This is a genomic window from Sinorhizobium meliloti, assembly GCF_017876815.1.
In the GTDB taxonomy this organism is placed as follows: Bacteria; Pseudomonadota; Alphaproteobacteria; order Rhizobiales; family Rhizobiaceae; genus Sinorhizobium; species Sinorhizobium meliloti.
Map to the genome: position 1 here is coordinate 946,373 of NZ_JAGIOS010000003.1, position 24,051 is coordinate 970,423.

The 24,051-nt window shown below is 61.9% G+C and carries 23 protein-coding genes and 3 pseudogenes; 12 read left to right on the forward strand and 14 right to left on the reverse strand.

Annotated elements, in window-relative coordinates:
- Positions 1-16 precede the first annotated feature (16 nt).
- A complete protein-coding gene (locus JOH52_RS31020; RefSeq protein ID WP_003526842.1) occupies positions 17-406 on the forward strand; it encodes a response regulator in 390 nt (129 codons plus the stop codon).
- A gap of 22 nt (positions 407-428) precedes the next feature.
- Here the strand turns inward: JOH52_RS31020 and JOH52_RS31025 are convergent, their stop codons facing one another.
- Complete coding sequence (locus tag JOH52_RS31025; RefSeq protein WP_014531973.1) at positions 429-632, reverse strand: hypothetical protein; 204 nt, start codon at positions 630-632, stop codon at positions 429-431.
- 276 nt (positions 633-908) lie between these two features.
- Between JOH52_RS31025 and JOH52_RS31030 the strand changes: the two are divergent.
- The 3 genes and pseudogenes from JOH52_RS31030 to JOH52_RS31040 form a co-directional block, all read left to right on the forward strand.
- Positions 909-1,016: pseudogene (locus JOH52_RS31030) on the forward strand (EthD family reductase); the annotation flags it as partial.
- A gap of 286 nt (positions 1,017-1,302) precedes the next feature.
- Entirely contained in the window at positions 1,303-1,581 is a 279-nt protein-coding gene (locus JOH52_RS31035) for a hypothetical protein (RefSeq protein WP_014531975.1), read from the forward strand.
- 8 nt (positions 1,582-1,589) lie between these two features.
- Positions 1,590-1,736 (forward strand): annotated as a pseudogene (locus tag JOH52_RS31040) (ATP dependent DNA ligase); the annotation flags it as partial.
- 232 nt (positions 1,737-1,968) lie between these two features.
- Here the strand turns inward: JOH52_RS31040 and JOH52_RS31045 are convergent.
- From JOH52_RS31045 to JOH52_RS31075, 7 genes are all read right to left on the reverse strand, one after another.
- Positions 1,969-2,259, reverse strand: coding sequence for a hypothetical protein (locus JOH52_RS31045; protein ID WP_014531976.1), 291 nt, complete (start codon positions 2,257-2,259; stop codon positions 1,969-1,971).
- A 6-nt stretch (positions 2,260-2,265) separates the two neighbouring features.
- Positions 2,266-2,439 (reverse strand): hypothetical protein, encoded by a 174-nt coding sequence (locus JOH52_RS31050; protein WP_014531977.1) that lies wholly within the window; start codon positions 2,437-2,439, stop codon positions 2,266-2,268.
- A complete protein-coding gene (locus JOH52_RS31055; protein ID WP_014989742.1) occupies positions 2,436-3,224 on the reverse strand; it encodes a DUF1326 domain-containing protein in 789 nt (262 codons plus the stop codon). The genes JOH52_RS31050 and JOH52_RS31055 overlap by 4 nt, the downstream gene beginning before the upstream one ends.
- Before the next feature lie 273 nt (positions 3,225-3,497).
- Positions 3,498-4,979 (reverse strand): allantoinase AllB, encoded by a 1,482-nt coding sequence (allB, locus tag JOH52_RS31060; RefSeq protein WP_227692166.1) that lies wholly within the window; start codon positions 4,977-4,979, stop codon positions 3,498-3,500.
- The gene (locus tag JOH52_RS31065; protein WP_014531981.1) at positions 4,976-6,421 is read right to left on the reverse strand and encodes an amidohydrolase family protein; all 1,446 of its coding nucleotides are present in this window, start codon (positions 6,419-6,421) and stop codon (positions 4,976-4,978) included. The genes allB and JOH52_RS31065 overlap by 4 nt, the downstream gene beginning before the upstream one ends.
- A gap of 13 nt (positions 6,422-6,434) precedes the next feature.
- Entirely contained in the window at positions 6,435-7,631 is a 1,197-nt protein-coding gene (locus tag JOH52_RS31070; protein ID WP_014531982.1) for an amidohydrolase, read from the reverse strand.
- Positions 7,628-9,016 (reverse strand): amidohydrolase family protein, encoded by a 1,389-nt coding sequence (locus JOH52_RS31075; RefSeq protein WP_014531983.1) that lies wholly within the window; start codon positions 9,014-9,016, stop codon positions 7,628-7,630. The genes JOH52_RS31070 and JOH52_RS31075 overlap by 4 nt, the downstream gene beginning before the upstream one ends.
- A gap of 147 nt (positions 9,017-9,163) precedes the next feature.
- On the opposite strand from JOH52_RS31075, the gene JOH52_RS36050 reads away from it, so the two are divergent.
- The 5 genes from JOH52_RS36050 to JOH52_RS31095 all read left to right on the forward strand — a co-directional run bounded on the left by JOH52_RS36050 (position 9,164) and on the right by JOH52_RS31095 (position 14,491).
- A complete protein-coding gene (locus tag JOH52_RS36050) occupies positions 9,164-10,204 on the forward strand; it encodes an ABC transporter substrate-binding protein (protein WP_267880444.1) in 1,041 nt (346 codons plus the stop codon).
- Positions 10,194-10,739 carry an ABC transporter substrate-binding protein gene (locus tag JOH52_RS36055; RefSeq protein WP_267880443.1) on the forward strand — a complete coding sequence of 182 codons (546 nt, stop codon included), beginning with the start codon at positions 10,194-10,196 and terminating at the stop codon, positions 10,737-10,739. Before JOH52_RS36050 ends, JOH52_RS36055 begins: the two co-directional genes overlap by 11 nt.
- A gap of 170 nt (positions 10,740-10,909) precedes the next feature.
- Complete coding sequence (locus JOH52_RS31085) at positions 10,910-11,875, forward strand: ABC transporter permease (RefSeq protein ID WP_014531986.1); 966 nt, start codon at positions 10,910-10,912, stop codon at positions 11,873-11,875.
- Positions 11,875-12,771: an ABC transporter permease gene (locus JOH52_RS31090; RefSeq protein WP_014531987.1), complete on the forward strand. Its 897-nt coding sequence runs from the start codon at positions 11,875-11,877 to the stop codon at positions 12,769-12,771. Before JOH52_RS31085 ends, JOH52_RS31090 begins: the two co-directional genes overlap by 1 nt.
- A gap of 1 nt (position 12,772) precedes the next feature.
- Positions 12,773-14,491, forward strand: a complete 1,719-nt coding sequence (locus JOH52_RS31095) for a dipeptide ABC transporter ATP-binding protein (protein ID WP_014531988.1) — start codon at positions 12,773-12,775, stop codon at positions 14,489-14,491.
- Between the two features lie 623 nt (positions 14,492-15,114).
- Here the strand turns inward: JOH52_RS31095 and JOH52_RS31100 are convergent.
- The 6 genes and pseudogenes from JOH52_RS31100 to JOH52_RS36350 form a co-directional block, all read right to left on the reverse strand.
- The gene (locus JOH52_RS31100) at positions 15,115-16,269 is read right to left on the reverse strand and encodes a M24 family metallopeptidase (RefSeq protein WP_014531989.1); all 1,155 of its coding nucleotides are present in this window, start codon (positions 16,267-16,269) and stop codon (positions 15,115-15,117) included.
- A 71-nt stretch (positions 16,270-16,340) separates the two neighbouring features.
- Entirely contained in the window at positions 16,341-17,930 is a 1,590-nt protein-coding gene (locus JOH52_RS31105; protein WP_017265968.1) for an ABC transporter substrate-binding protein, read from the reverse strand.
- A 30-nt stretch (positions 17,931-17,960) separates the two neighbouring features.
- A complete protein-coding gene (locus JOH52_RS31110; protein ID WP_014531991.1) occupies positions 17,961-19,556 on the reverse strand; it encodes an ABC transporter ATP-binding protein in 1,596 nt (531 codons plus the stop codon).
- 11 nt (positions 19,557-19,567) lie between these two features.
- Positions 19,568-20,431: an ABC transporter permease gene (locus JOH52_RS31115; protein ID WP_014531992.1), complete on the reverse strand. Its 864-nt coding sequence runs from the start codon at positions 20,429-20,431 to the stop codon at positions 19,568-19,570.
- Positions 20,431-21,372, reverse strand: coding sequence for an ABC transporter permease (locus tag JOH52_RS31120; RefSeq protein WP_014531993.1), 942 nt, complete (start codon positions 21,370-21,372; stop codon positions 20,431-20,433). The genes JOH52_RS31115 and JOH52_RS31120 overlap by 1 nt, the downstream gene beginning before the upstream one ends.
- 931 nt (positions 21,373-22,303) lie before the next feature.
- Positions 22,304-22,393 (reverse strand): annotated as a pseudogene (locus tag JOH52_RS36350) (DUF1419 domain-containing protein); the annotation flags it as partial.
- 248 nt (positions 22,394-22,641) lie between these two features.
- Between JOH52_RS36350 and JOH52_RS31130 the strand changes: the two are divergent.
- From JOH52_RS31130 to JOH52_RS31140, 3 genes are all read left to right on the forward strand, one after another.
- Positions 22,642-22,881, forward strand: coding sequence for a FitA-like ribbon-helix-helix domain-containing protein (locus JOH52_RS31130; RefSeq protein ID WP_010967281.1), 240 nt, complete (start codon positions 22,642-22,644; stop codon positions 22,879-22,881).
- A complete protein-coding gene (locus tag JOH52_RS31135; RefSeq protein ID WP_014531995.1) occupies positions 22,881-23,321 on the forward strand; it encodes a type II toxin-antitoxin system VapC family toxin in 441 nt (146 codons plus the stop codon). Before JOH52_RS31130 ends, JOH52_RS31135 begins: the two co-directional genes overlap by 1 nt.
- A 365-nt stretch (positions 23,322-23,686) precedes the next feature.
- Entirely contained in the window at positions 23,687-23,806 is a 120-nt protein-coding gene (locus tag JOH52_RS31140; protein ID WP_234704647.1) for a hypothetical protein, read from the forward strand.
- Positions 23,807-24,051 lie beyond the last annotated feature (245 nt).

Here is a 24,051-nt window from a genome sequence, read left to right on the forward strand (position 1 = left end):
CGCGCGAGGATCTGGCATGGAATCGGCTACTATATTGCTTGCGGACGACGAAGCACTGCTCCTGATCGAGTTAGAAGGCGCGCTCGCAGATGCCGGGTTCCTCGTTCTAGCGGTAACCAGCGGCCTGAGGGCGATAGAACTCCTAAACTCTGCAGATTCCGAAATAGCAGGAGTGGTGACTGATATTCGGTTCGGTTCGTTCCCTGACGGCTGGGAGGTCGCGCGCGTAGCGCGAGAGAACGATGCGGATATGCCCATCGTTTATATCAGTGGACATGGCTCGCTTGACTGGCAGTCACAGGGTGTCTCGAACAGTCTCATGCTCGAGAAGCCGTTCCGCTTAGAACATTTAGTGGCGACAGTTTCTCAGCTGCTCGATGCCAGACCACCGTTGGGCTCAGCTTGATGGCCAAATCGAGAGTTCTTGTTCAGCCAACCTCCACCATCTGGCGCAATCGGTCCCGCTCACGCACGCCGGACAGGTAGATGGAAAATAGTGCTGTTGCGATCCGTGCAGCAGCTTCGCAGTCGCGGGGAAGCCCTTTGTCCGTGAGAATTTCGGTGAAAACTTCATCCAGTAATTTGATGCCATCAGGCAAAATCGTATTTGCCTGTTCGTAGTGCCTCAACATCGCGCTAACTCCTCATGGCCCAAAGGTCCGCCGCCTGAGCAGAGGTACCTCGGATAAAATAATGCACCTGATCCAAGGCACCTGGTAAGAAGAGGCTTTCGCGACTTCGCTCTTGGAGGAAGTGTCATGCGCTCGGCCGGATAGGGCCCTTTGCAGCGTTCTGGGGTACTTCCAGTCGGCCTTCAGCCATAGTTCGATTTCCTCCGGCTCGGTCGAGATAACGGGCATCGATTTGCCGCAACATTCCAAGATGGCGGCCGCATCGCCAGATGAATGTCCTTTCAGGAGGCGTTGGGTCCCCACCGCTCGGAGATCGCCGCGGACGTCGCCAACTATACGGACATCGCCCCCATCGTGCAGATCAGCGAAGTCGTTGAAGGGTAGAGAGGCTTCGGCGCGTCAGGCGTAGCCGTTGAACTTTCCGGGATAGGCGTAGTGCTGGCGCACCGACCCATGGTGACGTAGCCAGCGGCGATCCGGGACGATGATGTGGGGGCTTTCGAGCTGAGTTAGGCCGGTAAAAGCAAATGCAAAAGCAGCGTCCCCGAAAGGGCCGAGGATCTGCGGTTTGAGGGAACGAACCTGGGCTTGCGTGGTTATTTTTTGCGAGTTTACCGACGAGGCGGCGGCTGCCTGTTCTGGGCGCGATTCCGCGAACGGGAGCAACTCTATGGCGCAGAGTACCAAGCGTAAGCTGATGAAGGTGAGCGACATTCCCGCCTTCGTCGATGAGATCGTCGAGACGGGCTGCGACATCTGCGCGGTCGGCCACGACAAATACGTCCTCGGAGACGCAGACCTGTCACCCGACGAATATGAAAAGGTACGCCGTAAGCTGGACAAGATCGAAGATAACTACGGCGACCGTGACTTCCTCAGGTTGGAGATCGTGGCGCACCTTCGGTCGATCGGGCGGTACATAGACGTTGGTGCAGACGGAGCTGGTTAGGTACGGGACAGCGCAAGGGCGACGCGGTCGTCGAGCCCGTGCTAGTCGCTGAGGTTGAATATCCCGCCTGGACCGATGACGGGAAGCTGCGGCACGCTTCCTTCAAAGGCATCAGGCCGAGAGAGGATGACGCGACAGTACTTGAGTTATGGTGATGCTGAAGCCGTACCCTTCGGGTGCGACAATAGCGTCCTAAGCGCGCCGTGCCGGCGACCACTTCCCGGGTTTCCCGGTCATCTTTGGATCCATCAGAGTATCTGTCCCTGCCCTAGGATCTTTGCCGGCGGCTCTGTTTCACCCCAAGCATTCTCCGCAATTCGCGGTCAACGGACGTGCCCTTCATTGACGCTGAGCGTAAAGTGGCATCAGGCGGGTCGAACGCCGGCGTCATTCCTTCCCATCCAGCACGATCTTCAACGTTCTGATGATGTCGGCCGCGTCCAAGAGGACGTCTCTGATCTCCGCCGCAGATAGGCCGCGGGCGCGTGCCGAGGCGACTTGGAGATCGATCACAACGTCCCGGGAGCGGTGGCTGCCTGCGATGCCCGTCTGTCTGCGCATGTCGCGGATCGTGTCAATCGAACGGTCAAGCAGCCGGCTTATCTCGTACGGACTGAGCTTGTCCGTTTCGTTTGCGGCTCTGATTAGTTCGGCGATGAAAGCGGTCGTGAGGCTCATTGGTACTTACGCCCAGCCGACGTGCTCGCGCTTTGCAAGCTTCAGGAAAAGGCCGAACCAAAACCGATACTCATCGTTCTCACGACCGTCGTAAGCCTCCAGCGCGCAGTAAGCGATAGACATCGTCGCGCCCGAGACGGGCGATCCGATTTCGGTGCGTTGCAGCGTGCCCTTGCTCACTCTTCGATGATGCCGTACGGCCCATAGGCGGCGCGCCAAAGTGCACCGTAGCGCTTCTGCCGCCCCATTGCGATTTCGCCGTTGGCATTAAACGTACCGCTTGCGATCTCCGCCTGGCGGAACTCGAAGCCTTCCGGCAGGACGATGCGGGCGCGATGGGGGGCGCCGGTCACGGGATTCCTGATCGGCTCGAGTTCGAGTTCGAGATGGCCGTCTATGCGAAAGCCGCCGGTGCGTTTCTCTATGTCGCTGTGAAACTCGATCGGGGCGAAAATCGGCTCGAGCTCTTGGGCGATGGTGGAGCCATAAATATTGAAGACGGTTGTCGGCTCCTGTTCCTTGCCGCCGAGTATGGTGAACAGGGCATCGATCTGCGCCTGGTTCGCATTGGCATCGAAGAACCCGCGTACGACGCCGCCGCCCTCATGCACGGGTCCAGGCCAGCGATAGACGGCAGCAACCTTGAGCCCATCGAGCCGCAGATCGCCGAACCATCCCTCTTCGATAAGCATGCATTCAAGACCTTCGCACAGGCCCTCGGTCGGCTTGCCGTTGAATTCGCACGGGCAGCCGTAATCGCAACTGCACGATGCTATCTTGGGGCCCTTGATCCCCCAATCAACATAGGCCATGGCAACACCCCCGATTGTTCCCGGAAAGGCAGAATGTATCAGATACTGCTTCGACCGGCCAGGAACGCCGTGACTGTCCAGCGGATCGCTGAAGCCCTTGCAAGCCGCCGGACTGTTGCCCGACGGCTTGGCACCGCCAACTCGAAGCTCCATGGGCTCTTATCTGGTATGTTGTATCATCATGTCCGGACCGCCACCTTCTCCCTACGAAGAAAAGGCAGCTCGCGTTTCCCGATGATACATTATGCGATTTTTTTGGCCAAGAACATGGACGTGCCTTGCAACAGCTCGACCACGGCGGCTGATGCTGCGTGTTCGACGTCGAGGCCTATTTGTCGCGGCTGCAACGCGGGTGAAGGCTGAGAGGATTGCCCGACAACAACTGACGACCCTGCCCGCACCATCGTTAATCATCGCGGAAGTGGGTTACGGACCCATTTCCGGAAATTGTTCTGGCGGAAGATCTGAACTCAAGAGGCATCTGCCATGACCAACGGGGCCAACAATACGTCCATCATCATAGATAATCTGGCCACGACTGACAGTTTTCTTCACCGCCCCGGAGAACCGTGTTCCGATATAAGCGCTGTGCCGATTTCGATAGAACAAGTCGTCCGCCTTTAAAATGAAGTTCTCCTCTAGGTCGATGAGGACGAAGTCTGCGTCCGCGCCGGGAACCAGGTTGCCCTTTTGGTCATCGAAACCGAACAGCCGGGCCGGCGCCGCAGCCATCATGCGCACGAGTTCGACGAGGCTTAGGTTGCGCTTGCACACCCCTTCCGTCAGCATGGCGGGTAAGCTGGATTGGAGACCGGAAATGCCGCCCCAAGCAGCAAAGATATCCTTCTCGCCGACCGTCTTCTCCTCCAATAGGCAAGGTGAATGGTCTGAGGCGATGACGTCAATCTCACCTGCCAGAACCCGCTCCCAAAGAGCCTCCTTCTCATCGGCCCGGCGCAACGGCGGCGCACATTTGGCGACTGGTCCAAGGCGAACTAGATCCTCACTGTCGAAGACGAGATAATGGGGGCATGTTTCAGCGGTAACATTGATCCCCTTGCTCTTTGCACGACTAATCCGGTCGACTCCCGCAGCGCAGGAGACGTGCACGATGTGGAGCCTTGCTCCCGTTGCACCGGCCAGCGCTATCGCTTCATCTATGGCCGCGAGTTCGGCTTCTATCGGCCGGGCCTCGCCCCAAGCGTCCGGATCTCGGCGCCCCTTTGCCCGCAAGCCGGCGGTTAGGCTCAGCGTCATAGCTTCGTCTTCAGCATGCACGGCAACGAAGGAGCCAAGGTTGGCAATACGCCTCATTCCTTCCCCGAGGATGCGGGCATCCGAACGGGCGAAATCAGTTGCTGTGACCATGAACGCCTTGAAGCCGACCACCCCACCACGCCTGAGATCAGCAAGGTCATCCAGGTTGTCGTCGACCAGTCCTCCCCAGAGGGCATAGTCGATATGGCTTTGTTTGGCGGCTGCCTTCTTCATGACGAGTGCAGCGGCGTCGATAGTGGCCGGCTGGGCGTTCAGTGGCATTTCCACAAAGGTCGTGATGCCACCCGCAGCGGCCGCTCGGCTTCCGGTCTCGAAGCCCTCCCAATGACCGCGTCCGGGCTCGGAAAAATGCACATGGGCGTCGACCAGTCCGGGAAGCAACAGCAGACCGCTGGCGTCGATAATCTGCCGGGCGGCGATGTCCCGTTGGCCTACCACCAACTCATCGATTCGGCCGTTCGACACACTGATCCCACCGTCGAACGTGCGCTCCTCAGTAACGACCGTGGCATTGCGGACAAAGAGGTCGCACATAGCTGTACCTTGGAAAGTGGTCATCGCGTCGATTGACGGGTTACCTTTTCTGTCGCGCGCAACCGGCCGTTTGCGCTCAAAATTGGATGAACTCACGTTCTTGTCACTTCATAGCTGGGAGGGAAGATCGATTGAACCGCAGGGTGTCGCCATGTACGGCGCGGATACTGGGCCACCAGTCTCTCGAACTGGGCTCCGGCACGCGCATGGGCTTCGGCGAAATCAAAACCGGGAATTGTACCTTCTGACATGACACGACGCCCGGCGATGAAGACGGTGCGGACGTCGCTCCCGTTCGCCGACGCCACTAGGCCAGCGATGGGGTCCCTCACGTGGCCGAGATGGTGAGCGGCGAGATCGATGACCACGATGTCGGCCGCGGCGCCGGCCTGCAGGCGGCCGAGATCTGGGCGGCCTAGCGCATCAGCTCCGCCCAATGTCGCTACATCGTAGAGATCGGCCGAGCTGGGGCTGTCGAGCTCTCCACCCATTACCCGGCCTAGCATGAGCCCGATCTGCATATTAAGGATCATGTCCGGCGGCCAGGTGTCGGTTCCCATGCCGAGACGCAAGCCCGCTCGCCGCAGATCGCCGAAGTGGTTCAATGCGGCACCGTGGCGCGCCATCACCAAAGGGCAATGCACCACTGTGGCACCCGAGTCAGCAATGATGCGGAGACCTTCACGGTCGGTATGCGTGCCGTGCGGGAGCAGTGCCCGCTCGGACAGGAAGCCGATGTTATGTAGCCATTCAGCCGAGCCCGTTCCGAAGCGACCGCGAATCGTTTCCACCTCGAAAGTAGATTGACAGCAGTGAAGGCGAACTGGCACGCCGAGGTCGCGCGCGACACCAGCCGTCCGTTTCAACAAGTCCGCGGTCCAGTACTCAACGCGATCCGGGGCCAGCATGGCGCGCACCAACCCCCCATGGGTGTTGTCGTGAGCGGCGCAGAAGGCAATTGCCGCGTCCAAGCCGGCGCGTCCCCGAGCCGCGTCGACCTCGACTGTGAGCGTGCCGTCGGCTTCAATGACCGAATGGCCAGCGCGGAACGCCGGACCGAGATACACGCGCAGGCCTAGGTCCGCAGCGCTTTCCGCGGCGGAGGCGAATTCCTCGGGCGTTTCGTTCCAAGCGCGGTAGAAAAGAGAGGCGATTGGCAGCGCCGTGGTGATGCCGTTCCGAATTAAGTGGGCAAAGGCGTAGCGTTTCTGAAATGCAAGCTCCTCGGGCGTTAGCATTTCCACGGGCCCCTCCTCGACATAGTCGCGCGGCCAAACGCGCCCTTTTTTCCAGCCGGGCTGATGGTCGAGGCCAAGAACGCCTGTATCGATGTCGGATAGAGCGTCGAGATCGATGAAGCCAGGCCCAATCAGTGCCATACCGAAATCGAACCTACGAGCGGTCGGTCCGTCATAGCCGTGACCGACAAACAGAATGCGATCGTTCTCGAAGACGACCTCGCCGTTTTCGTAGAGGACATGGCGCCCGTCACGATGTCCGGCGACCCAGCGGGCAGTAAGTAGCGTCGCGCCCGCCATTCGAAGACCATCCTCATGCGACATGGGGCAGATCTCGGGCGAGAGTACCTGTGCGAACGAGGATGCGACCGCGGCGGATCACCGTACGCTTCTGCGGCGTCAGCGCCACCGCTTCCGCCAACGTACGCCCTTGCACCAGGACCAGGTCGCCGAAATCGCCATCGGCAAATCCGTAGCCGGTAAGATTAATGGCTTCCGCGCCGCCAAAGGTACAGACGCGCGCCGTCTCCTCCAGATCAGCATCGTTCGTCATGCCATTACGTTGTGCCAAAAATCTTGCGCGCTCGAGCATGTCACCGTTGCCCCATGGCTCCCAGGTCCCCTGGATGCCGTCCGAGCCGGACGCGACGACGAGGCCGCACTGCCGCATAAGACGCAAGGGGAGCGCCGGCGCCGACGGACTACCAACGGTCATCACCGCAATGCGTTCCGCCGCCAGCTCCTCGATCACCGCCCGCTGGCGAGCTGTGTCCAGCATGCCGAGGCAATAGCCATGACTGATCATTACCTTGCCCTGCATCGCATGAGCGCGGGCGCGCTCCACGATAAGCTCGAGACAGAATGCGCCAAGCTCGCCGAGTTCGTGCAGGTGAATGTCTATAGGTTTGGCATGGCGCTCAGCCAGCGCGAACATGGCATCGAGGTGGCGCACCGGATCGCGATCGATCGTGGCGGGATCGATGCCGCCGACGATGTCGGCACCGGCCTTCATCGCCGCATCCATAAGTTCAAGCGTGCCCTCGCATGCGAGCATGCCGCTTTGTGGGAAGGCGACGATCTGCACATCGGCCAGGTCGCGGAGAGCCTCACGCGTCTCCAGCACGCCCTCGATATTGGCAAGGCCGATCTCGGTGTCGACGTCGACGTGGCTACGAATGGCCAGGACGCCGTGTTCCAGGGTCTGAAATATCTGGCGAGCGGATTGCCGGCGCGCGTCGATACCAAGGTCGCGTTTGGCCTTGCGATCCGCCAGAATGCGGTCGTTGCGGTTCGGGGCGATGCGGTTCTCGAACCAGTCCATGCCGATCAGCGTCTTGTCGAGATGGGTATGCGCTTCGACGAGACCGGGCAGCGCGATGTATCCGGCAGCGTCGATTTCCTCCGACGGCCGGTCACCGCCGGGCGCGCCGAAACGGCCGCTGCGGATGACGAGATCGACGGGATCCTTGCCGAACGGACGTGCGTTCCGGATGAGAAGGTCGTGTGTCATGGCATTCTCCTTTCGGCGGTCAGACGAGTCTGGCGCGCCATCGCGCGACGGAAGGCCTTTTCTGCCCGGTCGAGGATCGCGCCCTCATCGGCGTCGACCAGTTTACGCCCGCGCATCAACACACGGCCGCCAACGATGGTCGTGTCGACATCCGCGCCGTTGGCGAAGCGCGCGAGACGTTGCACCGGATCGACCGGCGGCCACAGATGCGGCTGGCGCATGTTGATCAGCAGGATATCGGCGCGCTTGCCGACTTCCAGCGAGCCGATCTCATCGTCCATGCAGAGTGCCCGGGCGCCCGCGATCGTCGCCATTTCGAGAAGCTGGAGGGGCGGGAGCACGGCGTCGTCGCGGAAATGGCGGGCGTGATAGCGATGCGCCTGGAACATGTTGCGAAACATATCGAAGGAGCGGTCGGGCGCGGCGGCATCGGTGCCCAGCGAGACGGTGACGCCGTCCTGCATCAATTCCGGTGCAGGGCAGCGGCCGGAAACGGACATCAGTGCGCTCGGATTGTGCGCCACCTTGGCGCCGGTGCGCTTTAGCACGGCTCGGTCTTCCTCGGTGAGGTCGATGCAATGGGCGAGGAGCGAACGGTCGTCGAAAAGCGCGAGGCTGGCATCGTTGGCGGCAATCGAGCCGTCGCGGTGGCCGTCCTGCACCAGCAGCACGCCCTTTTCCCGAGCCAGATCGCGGGCCTTCAGCGAAAGTGTGCGCACGGCGGGGTCTTCAAGTTCGCTCGCATTGAAGACGGGAAGCGAGACGGCGAGCTGCACCCGGTCGTCGCGGCCGGCCCAACGGTCGATAAGTGCGGCGCTGACCGCAATTTGGGTGGCGGTGCAAACCGCGACCTCCTGATAGGAGTCGCCCTCGTAGAGCCTGTACACACTTTTGGCAGAAGGACGGTTGGGACCGACCGCGAGAATCTCGCGCACGCCCATCTCCGTAATAGCGGTGAGATGAGCCTCGGCTGCATCCGGTCCTTCGGTGCGCATGATGTCCGGCCCGCCGCCGAACAGAAGGGCGGCGGTGGTGGTGCCACACTTGATACGCTCCAGCGCCGACAGCGCAGCTTCGGCCGCCCAAAATTCCGGATCCGTCGCTTCGGCGTAGATCCGGCCGGTCGTTGCCATCCAGTCGTCCGATCTATTGCCCAGCCCCTTGGTCAGCGTGTGTCCGGCATGGGCATGGGTATCGATGAGCCCGGGCATCACCACCATACCGGCGGCATCGATACGTGGCACGTTTAGGCCAACTGCCGGCGCCTCGAGACTGATCGCGGCGATCCACCCGTTTTCGACCAGCACGAAGCCTCGCTCCAGCACGCGCCCGCCAGCGTCAAGGGTGAGAACCAAGCCGTTTTCGATCAGCAAGGAATCTGCCATCTCATTCTCCCAAATTATTGCGTACATAATTGGCCTATTTTGTTGCCAAAATGTGTGTACAATAACTTGAGGGGGAAGGCAAAACATGCACAATCACTTTTGGAGTGCTCGTATGCATTTTTGTGCATGCAAAATGGGAGAAAGATCGTGAAGACCTACATGAAGACCCTTTTGGCGGGGCTTGCCATTCTGGCGCCGCTTTCCGCACCCGCCCTAGCCGAGACGCTTCGCTGGTCGGCCTCCGGCGACGTCATTTCCTACGACCCCAATGCGCAAGTCGACAGCTTCACCCAGAGCGTCCAGCACATGGTCTTCGATCCGCTCGTCCGCCGCAACAAGGACCTGAAGCTTGAGCCGGCGCTGGCGACGTCCTGGGAGATTGTCGAGCCGAACCGCTGGCGCTTCAAGCTGCGCCAGGGCGTAAAATTCCACGAGGGCCAGCCCTTCAACGCCGACGACGTGGTGGCGACCATTCAGCGCCAGATCGATCCGGGCGCGCGCAACCGCGAAAACCTCTCCGCCGTGACCGGCGTCGAGAAGGTCGACGACTACACCGTCGACCTCATCCTGCGAGGCGCCTATCCGCTGCTCCTCAACGACCTTGCCGCCATCTACATCATGAGCAAGCCGTGGATGGAAGAGCACGACGCGCTGAAGCCGGGCAACACGGCAACCGGCGTCGTCACCTATGCCAGCGCTCATGCCAACGGCACCGGCCCCTTCAAGCTGAAGAGCTACGAGCCGGATGCCCGCTCTGTCTTTGAAGTGAACAAAGACTGGTGGGACAAGCCGCAGCATAATCTGACGGAAGTCGAGTTCCGTCCGATCGCCTCCGACGCCACCCGCGTCGCGGCGCTGCTGTCCGGTGAAGTCGACATGATTGTCCCGGTTCCGCTGCAGGACGTCGACCGCATTAATGGCACCGACGGCCTGAAGGTGGTGGAAAACCCGTCTCTGCGAACCATCATGCTGGCGCTGAACTTCAAAAAGGAACTGCACGCCGCTCCGGGCGTCGCCAACCCGATGACGAGCGTCAAGGTGCGCCAGGCACTCTGGCACGCCATCGACGTCAACACGATCCAGAAGCGCCTAATGCGCGGCAAGTCGCGCGTCGCCGGCATGCTCGTCGCCCCGGCTGTCACCGGTCACGACGATGCGATCGACGTGCCGCTGGAATATGATTGTTGACAAGGCAAAGACCCTATTGGCCGAAGCGGGTTATCCGGATGGCTTCAAGACGGGTCTTTCCTGCTCGAACGACCGCTACATCGCCGACGAGCAGATCTGCCTTGCCATCTCCTCGATGTGGGCAAAGATCGGCGTGCAGGTGGACCTCAGCGTCGAGAGCAAGACGACCTATTTCCCGCGCATGGATAACGGCGAACTCGACGTCTACCTGCTTGGCTGGGCCTCTTTGCCGGCGATGGACGGCTACAGCGTGCTCCAGGCGCTGCTCGCGACCAATGACGGCACCTTCGGCGGCTCGAATCCGAACGGTCTTTCCGATCCGCGCATCGATGCTCTTGCCCGCTCGGCTTCGGTCGAACTCGAGGAGACCAAGCGCGTGGACATGCTGAAGGAAGCCTTCCGCATCACTCATGACGACGCCCTGTTCATTCCGCTGCACCAGCAGCCGGTCGCCTGGGCTATGAGCAACAAGGTCGACATTCCGCAGTTCCCGGACGAATATGTTCGTCCGTGGTTCGCACAGATCAAGAAATAGCAGTTCTCCCGAGGCAGGACCCCCGACCGGCAAAAGCCGGCCGGGGTCCACCGCAACGTTTTCCCGGTCGATTCCTCCGCAGCCATTTTTAGGGCACGGAGCGATGGAGCAAGACGGCCGGCATTCCGCCCCCAGTTGGGCATGAGCGCTCCCCGCTAAGGATGATTCCGATGCTCAGACTTCTCTCGGTGCGGCTGCTCCAGGCCATCCTTGTGATGCTTGCCGTGACGGCCATCGCCTTCGTCATGTTCCGCTTCGTCGGCGATCCCGTCTCCTCCATGGTGCGCGAAGGCGCTACCCAGGCGGAAAAGGACGCGCTACGCGTCGCGCTCGGCCTCGACAAGCCGGTCCTCGCGCAATTCTTCAATTTCGCTGGCCAAGTGCTGACGGGCGATCTCGGCACCAGCTTCCGCTACCAGCAGCCGGTCGTGAGCCTGTTGATGAGCCGCCTTCCGGCAACGCTGGAACTGGTGGTCGTTGCCACGTTCCTGGCGCTCGCCGTCGGCATCCCGCTCGGCGTGCTCTGCGCGCTGAAACCGAACGCTTTTCTGTCTCGGCTGACGCAATCGGCGACGCTGGTCGGCATTTCCATGCCGACCTTCGTCACCGGCCTGCTGCTGATCCTGGTCTTCGCGGTGAACCTCCGCTGGCTGCCCTCCTCTGGGCGCGGCGAGCTCGTCGATCTCGGCCTCTGGCAGACGGGTTTCCTGACGCTCTCAGGCCTCAAGTCGCTAATCCTGCCGTCTATAACGCTGGCGCTCTTCCAGTTGACGCTGATCATGCGGCTGGTGCGCTCGGAGATGATCGACGTCCTGTCATCAGATTACATCCGCTTCGCCTTTGCCCGCGGCCTGCCGCGCGCCTATATCTATGGCCGCCTTGCGCTGCGCAACGCGCTCATGCCTGTCGTGACGGTCACCGGCCTCCAGATCGGCCAGCTCATCGCCTTCGCTATCGTCACCGAGACGGTGTTCCAGTGGCCGGGCATGGGCCTGCTCTTCACCAATGCCGTCGGCTATCCCGACATGCCAGTGCTCGCCGCCTACCTGCTCTTCGTCGGCTTCCTCTTCGTCATGATCAACATGGTTGTCGACATTCTCTATACCTTCATCGATCCGCGCCTGAGGACACGATAATGGCCACGCAATCCCTGGTACGCCGGCTTCCGCCGGTTTCCGTGATGATCGCCGGCCTGGTGCTCGCCATCATGCTCGTGCTCGTCCTCTTCGCCCCGCTGATCGCACCGATGGACCCACGCGACGTCTCCTCCTTTTCGCTGATCGACATGGAGATCCCGCCCGCCTTCATGGACGGCGGCGATCCACGCTTCTTGCTCGGCACGGACAACCAGGGCCGCGACCTCGTCTCCGTCATCCTGTTCGGTCTGCGCATCTCCGTCGTCATCGGTCTCGGTGCAGTGTTTTTTGCGGCGGCGCTCGGCGTGATCCTCGGCCTGGTCGCCGGCTTCTTCGGCGGCATCATCGACAATGTGGTGATGCGCATTGCCGACGTGCTGGTGAGCTTCCCGACCATCCTCGTGGCACTCCTCATCAGCGGCATCGCCCGCGCGCAGCTCAGCACCGAGACGATGCTCGCCTGGGCGCCGCTGGTCCTGATCTTCTCCATCGCGGTCAACGAATGGGTGCAGTATGCCCGCACCGTGCGCGCCTCGACCATGGTTGAAGTCGCCCGCGACTATGTGCGCGCCGCCAAGGTCATCGGCCTGCCCGCCGGACGCATCATGGGCCGGCACATCTTGCCGAACGTCATGAGCTCGGTCATGGTCATTGCCACGATCAACCTTGCGGGCGCGATCCTGACGGAGGCGACGCTCTCCTTCCTCGGCGCCGGCATGCCGCCGACCTATCCCTCGCTCGGCACGCTGATCCGCATCGGCAACCAGTTCCTGTTCTCCGGCATTTGGTGGATCGCCGTCATGCCGGCGGCAGTTCTCGTCGTCCTCGTGCTCGCTGTCAACGTGATCGGCGACTATCTGCGCGATCGCTTCAACCCGAAACTGATGGCCCGCTGATATGACCGATACGACAACCCCAGTTCTCGACATCAAGGCGCTCCGCGTCGAGTATCCTCTGGCAAACGGTGACACGCTCGTCGCCGTCAAGGGGATCGACCTTCTAATCCGCCCGGGCGAGATCCACGCCCTCGTCGGCGAATCCGGTGCGGGCAAGACCACGGTCGGCAACGCGCTAATGGGCCTGTTGCAGGCCCCCGGCAAAATCGTCTCCGGCTCCATCGAGATCGCCGGCAAACCGATCGATCTTCGCACCGGACGCACCGCGGGCATCATACCTGGCCGCGATGTCGGCGCGATCTTCCAGGACCCGATGACGAGCCTCAACCCGCTCTTCACGGTGGAAAGCCAGCTCTGCGAGGGCATGCTGACGCATCTGAAACTCGCCCGCGCCGAGGCGAAGGCCCGCGCGCTCGAACTGATGAAGGACGTCGGCATTCCCGAACCGGAACGCCGGCTCGGCTCCTATCCGCACCAGCTTTCCGGCGGCCAGCGGCAGCGCGTGGTCATCGCCACGGCGCTGGCCTGCGGCCCGAAGCTCATCGTCGCCGACGAACCGACGACGGCGCTCGATGTCTCCGTCCAGGCGCAGATCCTGAAACTGATCCGCGACCTTGCGGACCAGCGCGGCGTCGGCGTGCTACTCGTCACGCACAATATGGGCGTCGTTGCCGAAATTGCCGACCGCGTCACGATCATGCAGAACGGCGCGGTAGTGGAAAGCGGTTCGGCCCGTGAGGTGTTGACCACCCCGAAGGCGCCCTATGCCCGCACCCTGATCGCCGCCGTGCCGCCTATCGAGCACCGGCTCGAACGCCTGCCGGTACCGAGCGAAGAAACGCAGGTGACGCTGGATGCGCGCGCGAATGTGCGCAGCAAGAACACGAAAAGGGAGACGGGCGGCAAGGACGATGTGATTCTTTCCGTTCGCGACCTTGCGGTTGAATACGGCGACCGCTCGCTGATCCCCGGCCGCAAGTCCTCCGTCTTCCGCGCGGTCAAGAGGGTTTCCTTCGAGGTTCGCCGCGGCGAGATCTTCGGACTCGTTGGGGAATCCGGCTGCGGCAAGACCACCGTCGCCAACACCATCGCCGGTCTCGTCACTCAGAGCTCGGGCAGCATCGACTTCCAGGGCACGGCACTCGGGGCGAAACGTGAAAAAACCGTCCGCAAGTCCTTGCAGATGGTGTTCCAAGATCCCTACTCGGCGCTCAATCCGCGCCTGCGCATCAACTCCGCCATCGCCGAGCCGATCCTGTTTTACAAGCTAGCCTCCAATGCCGAGGAGGCCAGGCTGGATGCGAAGACGCTGCTCGAAGTCGTGGGTCTGCCCGCAGATGCCGGCAGCCGCTTCTCGCATGCCTTCTCCGGCGGCCAGCGCCAGCGTATCGCCATCGCCCGCGCGCTTGGACCGCGCCCGTCGCTCCTCATCTGTGACGAGCCTACCTCGGCGCTCGACGTTTCAGTGCAGGCGCAGCTCCTCAACCTCCTGAAGGACCTGCGCGATCTCGCCGGCCTTTCCATGCTGTTCATCAGCCACGATCTCGCGGTGATCCGCCAGATGTGCGACCGCATCGCGGTGATGAAATCGGGCGAGATTGTCGAGCTGGCCGATACCGAGACGCTGTTTACCGCCCCTCAGCACGATTACACGAAGGAACTCCTGCGCCTCGCGCCCTCGCTCGACCGCATCCTGTCGCGGCAGAGCGCGGTACAATAGGCTGAGCGGACTTGGAAGAGCGAGGGGTGTGGCTGCCCCCGCTGTGCTACAGAGTATTCCTGGAAGGGGAGATCGGCTCGGGTGTGTTGGCCCGCGCGAACAAGCCCTTTCGAGCGCGATCCCGCTTTCTCCCAATCGCATCCTCGCCGGGGCACGTGTTTTCCAACCGGCAGTCAAGCAAATCCCATGTTACCTGCCGTTGCACTGGCTCTCCGCCTAGCTAAACACCTGGGCCAGCGGTTTTGGCATACCGGAGCCGGTACGACCGGCAGCGATATCAGACAAGATGTATAGCAAGTGCTCACGCGCGATAACGCGAACGGAGCCGCGAACAATTCGACCAGTTCATCGCCCAATCAGGGCCAGCCGCGCATGACGACTATCTCGCAGTCAGCAACGCAGTAGAGAATTGTAGCAGTTTCACGAAAGGAACCTGAACTGGGCAGTTGAACACGGACTGACCGGCACGGCAAGGCCACTTCGACGCGCCGCGGAATAGCGTCTCAAGCTTTCGGCAATTTGCGATGGAGCGTCGATCGAAATGGCCGGAGTGCTTCACGGACCGCTCACTGCAACGTCAGCGGTCCGTCGGCATTTTCTTGGCACGGATGTCAGTGCGGTGCCTATTTCACGCCGAATACAGCTTCGTCGCCGCTGAGCGATTCAAATCCGTTGGCGGTGAGCACGGAGGGCATGCTGGCGCCCACACAGCCGATGCCGTCCTGATAGAGCACCGGGCTGATGTGGAAGCACATGCCCTCTTCGAGGACGGCATCGTGATTGCGGCGGATCGCCATGACATTGTCTTCACCCCAGCCGGGAGGGAAGGTCCCACCGATACTGTAGGCCGGACGGGTAACCATCCATTCGGCAAAGCCGCGCCGCTCGAAGACGCTTTCGAATATCCGCGCAGCCTCGTGAGAAGTCATGCCGGGGCGCACGTTCGCATAGCCTTCGTTCAGTGCCTCCTTACAGACTTCGAACATGGTGCGGACTCGTGCCGAGGGTTCGCCGATGGAGTAGAACCGGTAAACAGGTGTATGATAGTCGAAAACAGACCCTGCCGGCTCGATATTGATAAGATCGCCGCGGGAAATCGGCGCTCCGCACCAGGTAACGTGCGCACGCGCGGTGCGCGGACCTGCACACACATTGGGCATTTGCGCGACACGATGGCTACCGTTCGCAAGCAGACTATTCGTGACGACGGCTGCAAGCTCTGCGTCAGTCATCCCTTCGCGAAGAGCGGCAAACCCATCCCGGCACGATTGCGCGGCAATAAACCCGGCTTTGCGCAGGAGCGCGATTTCGGCCGGGCTTTTGACACGACGCAGGTGCTCGACGAGGCCGGAAGCATTGAGGACCGCGTCGTCCGTCGGTTTCACAAAGCCCCGCAAGGCTTGCTGCACATTACCATATTCCACGGCGACGACTGGCTTGCCGGGCGCAAGGTCTGCAATGGTGCGTGCAAGGACCGTAGCGTAGTCCTCCCCATCTCGCACACCAACGCCCTCGTCGACCCATATCTTACCCTTGAGCGCGCGAATGTTGCTAAGTTCGGTAAGGCGCATCACCCAAATGGCTCTCCCGTCCGCCCTTACGATTAGCGAGGTTGCACCATAAGCGAGCGATCCGAAGCCTGTCAGGTAGTACATATTGGACGTGGAATTGAGCACGCAGACATCGATGCCGCGCTCGGCCATGAGGGCACGCAGGGCATCGCGGCGGGCGAGGTATTCTTCCGGCTGGAAGGGCAGACGATCGTAGTCGATGGACATGATATTCACTCTGATGTCAAAATTGAAAAGGGTGGAGAGCGGCGACGGATACCGCTCTCCGCGTTGAAACCTCAATCGCTCTTCTTGAGGTTCCAGAAGACGGGTACGTCCTGCGTCACAAGAACGTCGGATACTTTGTCGGAGAAGGCGACGAATGTATTCCACTGGCCGAGCGGGATGTGGTGGCCGGTTTCGAAAGCGCGGGTGGAATATTCAGCGGCGACCGCCTTGCGGGCCGCCTCGCCATCGGCAAGGGCGAATTTCAGGCGCATATCCTCAAGCGCCTGGTCGCAGGGCCAGCCGAAGATACCTTTGTCGCAGGCCGCCGAGAAGGTGATGCTCCAGACCGGGTTGGAGACGACCTGGCCGCCGACATAGGAGTGCAGCAGGTTCCAGCCGCCCTTGTCTGCCGGCTCCTTGGAGTTGCGGCGCTTCAGAACCGTCGCCCAGTCCATGGCCTGCACGTCGACATTGAGGCCGATGTCGCGCAGCGCCTGCACCGTCACCACGGTTTCCGGATGTACGATGCTCTCGTCGGTCGGGTCGAGAATGACGATGGGTTTCGAAAAATCCCAGCCGGATTCCTCGAACAGCGCCTTGGCCTTCTCCGGATCGGGCTTCTTCAAAGCGTCGAGGCCGGCATCGGTCTCCATCGGCGTGCCGCAGATGAAGAAGGAGGCGCAGGTGCGGAAATATTCGAGATTGCCGTTGACGGCCTGGAGGTAGGCCTGCTGGTTCGTCAGGTAGAACATCGCCTGGCGCGCCTTGGCATTGTCGAAGGGCGGCTGGGTGTGATTGAAGAACAGCGTGCCCTGCGTGCCGGTCTCGTTGACGACCTTGGTCTTCAGGTTGCCGGCCGCCTCGATGACCGGAAGCAGGTCGAGCGACGGGTTCTGCCAGAAGTCGATCTCGCCGCTCATCAACGCCGAAAGCGCGGTCTGCTGGTCCTTGATGATGTTCCATTCGACCACGTCGAACTGAGCCACCTTGCCGCCCGCAAAGGCGCTTGCCGGCTCGGAGCGCGGCACGTAGTCGGCGAATTTTTCGTAAACCACCTTGCTGCCGGGCACCCACTTGTCCTTGGCGAACTTGTAGGGGCCGGAGCCGGTATAGTCGGTGATCTCCTTGTAAGCGTCCGTCTCGGCGACGCGCTTGGGCATCATGAACGGGATGTTCGAGGCGACCTTGCTCAGCGATTCCAGCACGATGCCGTAGGGCTCGTTGAACTCCAGCTCGAAGGTCTTGTCGTCGACGACGCGCATCTCCTTCAACTGCCGCGCCATCAACTGGCCGGCGGCATCGCGCTGCTGCCAGCGCTTCAGCGAGGCCACGCAGTCCTCCGCCTTGACCGGCTGGCTGTCATGCCATTTCAGGCCGTCGCGCAGGGTGAAGCGATAGGTCTTCTTGTCTTCCGACAAGGTCATGTCCTGGACCATCTGCGGCTGTGGCTTGAAGTGCTCGTCGAGCGCATAGAGCGTGTCGTAGATCATGAAGCCGTGCATCTTCACGAGGTCGGCGGTCGCGCCCATCGGGTCGAGCACCTGGAGGTCGGCGCTCGGCACCACCTTCAGCGTAGTCTCGGCAAGCGCTGCGCCCATGCCTGCGAAAAGGACGGCCGAGGCTAGCAGGGCCCGGCAGGATGTTTTCACATGGTTGAACATTGTCATTCCCCTTTTTGTTGAAGCGTGTCGTCAGGCCGGAACCATCTCATCCGCCCTGCCGGGTATCGATGCGAGAAGCTCGCGTGTATAGGGATGGGCGGGGGCGGCGAAGACGGAGGCCACCGTGCCCTCCTCGACGACCTCGCCGCGATGCATGACGATCAGCCGGTCGCAGATCTGCGCGGCGACGCGCAGGTCATGGGTGATGAAGAGGATCGCCAGGTCGAACCGCTTCTGGATGTCGTCGATGAGGCGCAGCACCTGCGCCTGCACCGAAACGTCGAGCGCCGAGACGGCCTCGTCCGCAACGAGGATATCCGGCTCCATGGCGAGCGCCCGGGCAATCGAGATGCGCTGGCGCTGGCCGCCGGAGAACTGGTGCGGAAAACGGTCGATCGCGTGCGGCTCCAGCCCGACGAGCTGCATCAGCTCCTTGGCGCGCTCCGTCGCCTCCGCCTTGCCCTGGCCGAAATTCATCGGTCCCTCGACGATCGACTGGCCGACCGTGCGCCGCGGGTTGAGCGAGCGGTACGGGTCCTGGAAAACCATCTGCAGGCGCTGGCGGAAGGCCCGGCCGTCCTTGCCGGCCGCCAGCGTCACCTTGCCGGAGGAGGGCTCGATCAGCTCCGTGATGCAGCGGGCGAGCGTCGACTTGCCCGAGCCGGATTCGCCGATGATGCCGAGCGTCTCACCGCGGCGCACGGTGAGCGACGCCCCTTGCAGGGCGTGCACCGTACGCTTGTCGCGGAAGAGGCCGCCGCTGTGGTAGGTTTTTGCGAGCCCCTCCACGGTGATCGCGACATCGCCGGTGACGACATGGTTCTTTCGCTTCGGCTCGAGCGTCGGCACGGCGGCGATCAGCATGCGGGTATAGTCGGTTTCCGGCGCGTCGAGCACCTTGGCCGCCAGCCCCTGTTCCATCACCTTGCCGCCCTTCATGACGACCACGCGGTCGGCGATCTCCCGCACCACGCCGATATCGTGGGTGATGAACAGCACGCCCATGCCGCGCTCGCGTTGCAGGTCGCGGATCTGCTTGAGGATCTGCGCCTGCGTCGTGACGTCGAGCGCCGTCGTCGGCTCGTCGGCGATCAGCAGCTTCGGGCCGAGGATGAGGGCGGCGGCGATCAGCACGCGCTGGCGCTGTCCGCCGGAAAGCTGGTGCGGGAAGGCATGGTACATCCGCTCGGGATCGGGCAGGCGCACCTCCTTCATGGCGTCGATGACGCGGGCGAAGCGGTCGCTGCGCGAGAGCTTCAGGTGGGTGCGCAACACCTCGTCGATCTGCTTGCCGACCGCGTGCACTGGATTGAGGGCCGTCATCGGCTCCTGAAAGATCATGCCGATGCCGCGGCCGCGCAGGTCCCGCATTTCCGCCGGCGTCGCCTTGGTGATGTCGCGGCCCTCGAAGAGGATGCGACCTTCCGGCTTCGGGAAGACCTTTGGCAGGAGGCCCATGATGGACTGGGCCGTGACGGACTTTCCGGAGCCGGATTCGCCGACAACGCAGACGATCTCGCCGGCGGCAACCGAGAGGGAGATGTGGTCGACGGCAAAGCCGCGGTCGCCGTCGCCGGGTAGCGCAATGGCGAGGTTCTCGACCTCGATGACGGGCGGATTGTTCATCAGCATCACCTTCACATCCGTTTTGCAATCCGGGGGTCGAGCGTGTCGCGCAGGCCGTCCCCGAGCAGGTTGATGCCGAGCACCGTCAGCGCCAGGAAAAGGCTCGGCAGGAAGACCAGCCTTGGGGCGACCTGGAAGAAGGTGCGCCCTTCCGAGATCATATTGCCCCAGCTCGGGATTTCCGGCGGAAGACCGGTGCCGAGGAAGCTGAGGCCCGCCTCGATGAGGATGGCGGAAGCGCAGATATAGGTGCCGAGCACCATCAGCGGCGCATAGGTGCTGGGCAGGATGTGCCGGATGAGGATTTTCGGCGTCGACGTGCCGACGGAGATCGCCGCCTCGACGAAGGATTCTTCGCGCACCGTCAGCACGACGCTGCGCACGAGCCGCACGACGCGCGGGATTTCCGGAATGGTGAGCGCGACGACGACGGTGGCGACGCTGGCGCGGGTGAGCGAGACGAGCGCGATGGCGAGCAGGAAGGTGGGGATCGCCATCAGCCCGTCCATGATCCGCATGACGATGGCATCGACCCAGCGGAAATAGCCGGTGACGAGGCCGATCGCGACGCCGACGAGAAGCGCAGCGGCGGCGACGAACAGGCCGATGAGGATCGAGCTGCGCGCGCCGTAGACGGCGCGGCTGTAGACGTCACGGCCGAAAAGGTCCGTGCCGAACCAGGCGAGCTCCGACGGCGGCTTCAGCCGCATGGCGGGTTCGATGCGGCTCGGGTCGATCGTCCCGAGCAGCGGTGCGGCCAACGCCATAAGGGCGACGGAAAGGATCAGCAGCCCGCCGACGAGGACGGACGGGTGGGTGAGAAAGGCCGGCAGGCGGCGCTTGGCGGCCGCCGAGGGGGAAACAAGGCTGTTCATCAGTAGCGCACCCTTGGATCGAGGAAGGCATAGCCGATATCGATCGCCAGATTGACGAAGACATAGACGCCGGAGAACATGAGGATGACGCCCTGGATGACCGGATAGTCGCGCTTGAGGATCGCATCGACCACGAGGCGTCCGACGCCGGGGATGTTGAAGACGGTCTCGATCACCACAACGCCGCTGATCAGCAGCGCCACGCCGATGCCGATGACCGTGAGGATCGGGATGGCGGCATTGCGCAGCGCATGGCGGGTGACGACGAGGCGTTCCTTGACGCCCTTGGCACGGGCGGTGCGGATGAAGTCTTCCCCCATCATCTCCAGCACGCTGGCGCGGGTGATGCGGGCGATCAGCACGAGATAGGCAAGGCCCAGCGTCACCGTCGGCAGCGCAATGGAGGAGAAGAACGGGCCGATGCCCTCGCGGATGCTGGCAAAACCCTGCACCGGCAGTATGCGCATCTGCAACGAGAAGACATAGATCAGGCAATAGCCGAGCACGAAGACGGGCACGGAAAAGCCGAGCACGGAGACGAGCATCAGCGCCCGGTCGAGCCAGCTTCCGGCCGTCGCGCCGGCCAGCGTGCCGAGCGGCACGGCAATTACGATGGCGAAGACCAGCGTCGTCAGCGCCAGCGAGGCCGTCGGCTCCAGCCGTTGAAGGATGAGATCGCTGACCGGAATATTGGAAAAGATCGAGATGCCGAGGTCGCCTTGCAGCAGCGCGCCGGCCCAGATGAAGAACTGTGTGATGAGCGGCTGGTCGAGGCCAAGCGAGGTGCGGATGCGCTCGATAGATGCCGCATCGGCATTGTCGCCGGCGATGACCACCGCCGGATCGCCGGGACTCAGCCGCAACAGCAGAAAGACCACGATGGAAACGACGAGGATGACGGGAATGAGGCCCAGTAACCTCTTTGCCACAAAGGAAAGCATCAACTCCTCCCGAGTAGATATGCAATTATTGTACGCAATTTTGTATACATATTGCATACAATAGGTGGGAGGTAAAGGCATTTTCTTTCCGCGGCACAACGGCTGCTACGCCCAAAAGCGCCAAGCAGACCACAGCGTAAAACCGCTGAGAGAAATCATGTCCATCGCATAGATGTTTGCCAACGGTGCGTTTACGGAGAAACCATCCGCCGACCGCTATGCCGCAACGACGCAGGGCAAAGGTGAGAAAATTGTCCACATTGTTAGCCGATTGGGACGGCACAGCCGAACGATTCGGCTCGGTGCCTGTCGCGCGAGACGAATTCTCGGAGAGGCATACGCCCGCAGCACGGAATAGGAAGCAATTCGAGCGCTCGGGGTCAAAGCATATATACGCTCCGCGGACCGATGTGCGAACGGGACATCCAGGGCGCCCCTTTATCATCCCATGCAGCCGGGCCCCCCGGCGTATTACACGGGTTCATTCGCACTCGGCCTTCCGACCGAGAGCATTTTCTAAACCTCAGGATCTATGTCGAACTCCGCGAGATTGCAGGCTCCTGCGGCTCTTTCCAGCGCCGTGCCATGCCTGCGAGCTTAGTAACAGTACGGCACCGAGCGCGGCAGCTTGCACACCGGCATCATCAGGTTCCGAAAAGCCGCGTGCAAATGCCGAGTACGGCCCATGTGATTCAACGGGGTTGCCAACAACGCCGGGCGAGCGTCTTACCTAGGAGAAACGTCTCGGCGACAAATTTCACGCCATGGCCAAGCGGACTGTTGGCTTACCATTCCATTTTCGTTCGCATACCCGCTATAGCGGCATCATGTCTAACGGCGAGTGAACCACACAAATTGAGGAAGACCCTCTTTAAATGCAAAACCTGGCTGAAACAGCCGCATTCTCACATTTATCTGCCAAGCGACACCCGCCTTCCCAACGATTCGGGCGGCGCGCGTCGCGGTCGAACATTCGGAACATCTGGCGCCGGTCGGCGACGCCTTGGAAAACCTTGCGGATGGGAGAGAGGGCAGGCTCGTCGGGCTGGAGCGCGGCTCCCCGCCTCGGGGAACGCCATCTTCGCCTCGTCAGCCCTCGTGACCCCTCCTCCGCGGCCGCCTCTTCATCCGGCCGGGTCAAGGGCCGCGGCACGCGGGCGAAGCCGGATTTTCCTTCGGTCTTCTTTCGTTTCCTCCTCCCTTCCTTCCTTGCGCTGCTTCACTCCAATTGCTATCATTGCTCTCATTGAGAACAATGGAGCCATACCGATGCCCGGAAACCTGCACGTCCGCAATCTGGACGACGACCTGATTTCGAAGCTGAAGATCCGAGCGGCCCGCCATGGACGCTCGGCGGAAGCGGAACATCGCGAAATCCTGCGCCAGGCCTTGGCAAGCGAGGGCGGACCCGATTTCGAAGAACTTGCGGCCGATTTGCGGAAGCTGACCGCATCCCGCAAGCAGACGCCCTCTGAAGTCCTGCTGCGCGAAAGCCGAGACGAGCGCTGATGGAGACGCTCGTCGCCGACGCCAGCATCGCGATCAAGTGGGTCGTGGAGGAGGAAGGAACCGACAGCGCCGTTGAGCTGCGGTCGCGTTTCCGATTTGCGGCACCTGAGCTTCTCATTCCGGAATGCGCCAACATTCTCTGGAAGAAGGTTCAGCGTGGCGAGCTTTCGCGCGACGAAGCCGTGCTTGCCGCAAAGCTGCTCGAGCGTTCCGGCATCGACTTCGTTTCGATGACAGGGTTGCTCGAAGAGGCCACGAACCTTTCCATCGTGCTTTCGCATCCGGCGTATGACTGCACCTACCTGATAGCGGCGCAGAGGACCGGATCAAGGTTCGTCACGGCTGATATGCGCCTGCTGCGCATCGTTTCCGAGCGCGCGCCAGGCGAAATTGCACGGCTGTGTGTATCACTCCAGGATGCCCGGAATGATGCGCATTAGGGGTCGGACCCGTCCGCGTAATTCGTCTTTCCAGTCGACGTCCTTCGATCGAAGGCGCTCAAAGCTTCGCCATCTCAGGCGGTCCGCATACTTATCGCCCTGGACATTGTTGTCAGTCGCCGCGACCAAGCGGCTCAAGAGCGCTCGGATCACCGTCACGAGCAGTCGGTCGACGCACACGGCGTCCTCGATCAAGGACCTGCAGACGCTTCTCAGCCAAGAGGCTGGCGATCTAAAGATTATGCGGGAAATCCTCCACCGCATCGAAGGCAGCTTGATGCGGCGAAATTGAAAGGAAGCGCCCCTGGAGGTAGGGCGCTGTCCCGTTCGTCACGCGGATCGATTCCCTGGCTGGCGAAATCGATCTGCTCGTCAGCGTCGATGCCGATTCAATCGACAGTGTCGAGGACGTGCGCCGCCAGGTAGCTTCCGTTCCCGGCATTGCGGCCGTTACCACCGCGCTTGTCCTGCGTCGCCATCTGTGAGCCGCACGCGCGGCTTGACACCTATTGTTCCGCCGCTGGCAGCCAAATCGAGAAGGTCGCCGCGCTCGCCGATCTCGGGACGAGTCCCGCACATTCCGTCTGTCCAAGAGCGGACTCCGACGATCAGAACCGTGAGTTAACCTACTGCGCGGGCTGCGTGTTGGGCGGCTGAGTGGTTGATGGTTGCGGCGCCGGCGTCGTTGGGGCTGGCTCGGTCGTCGGAGGAGGAGCGCTCGTCGAAGGTT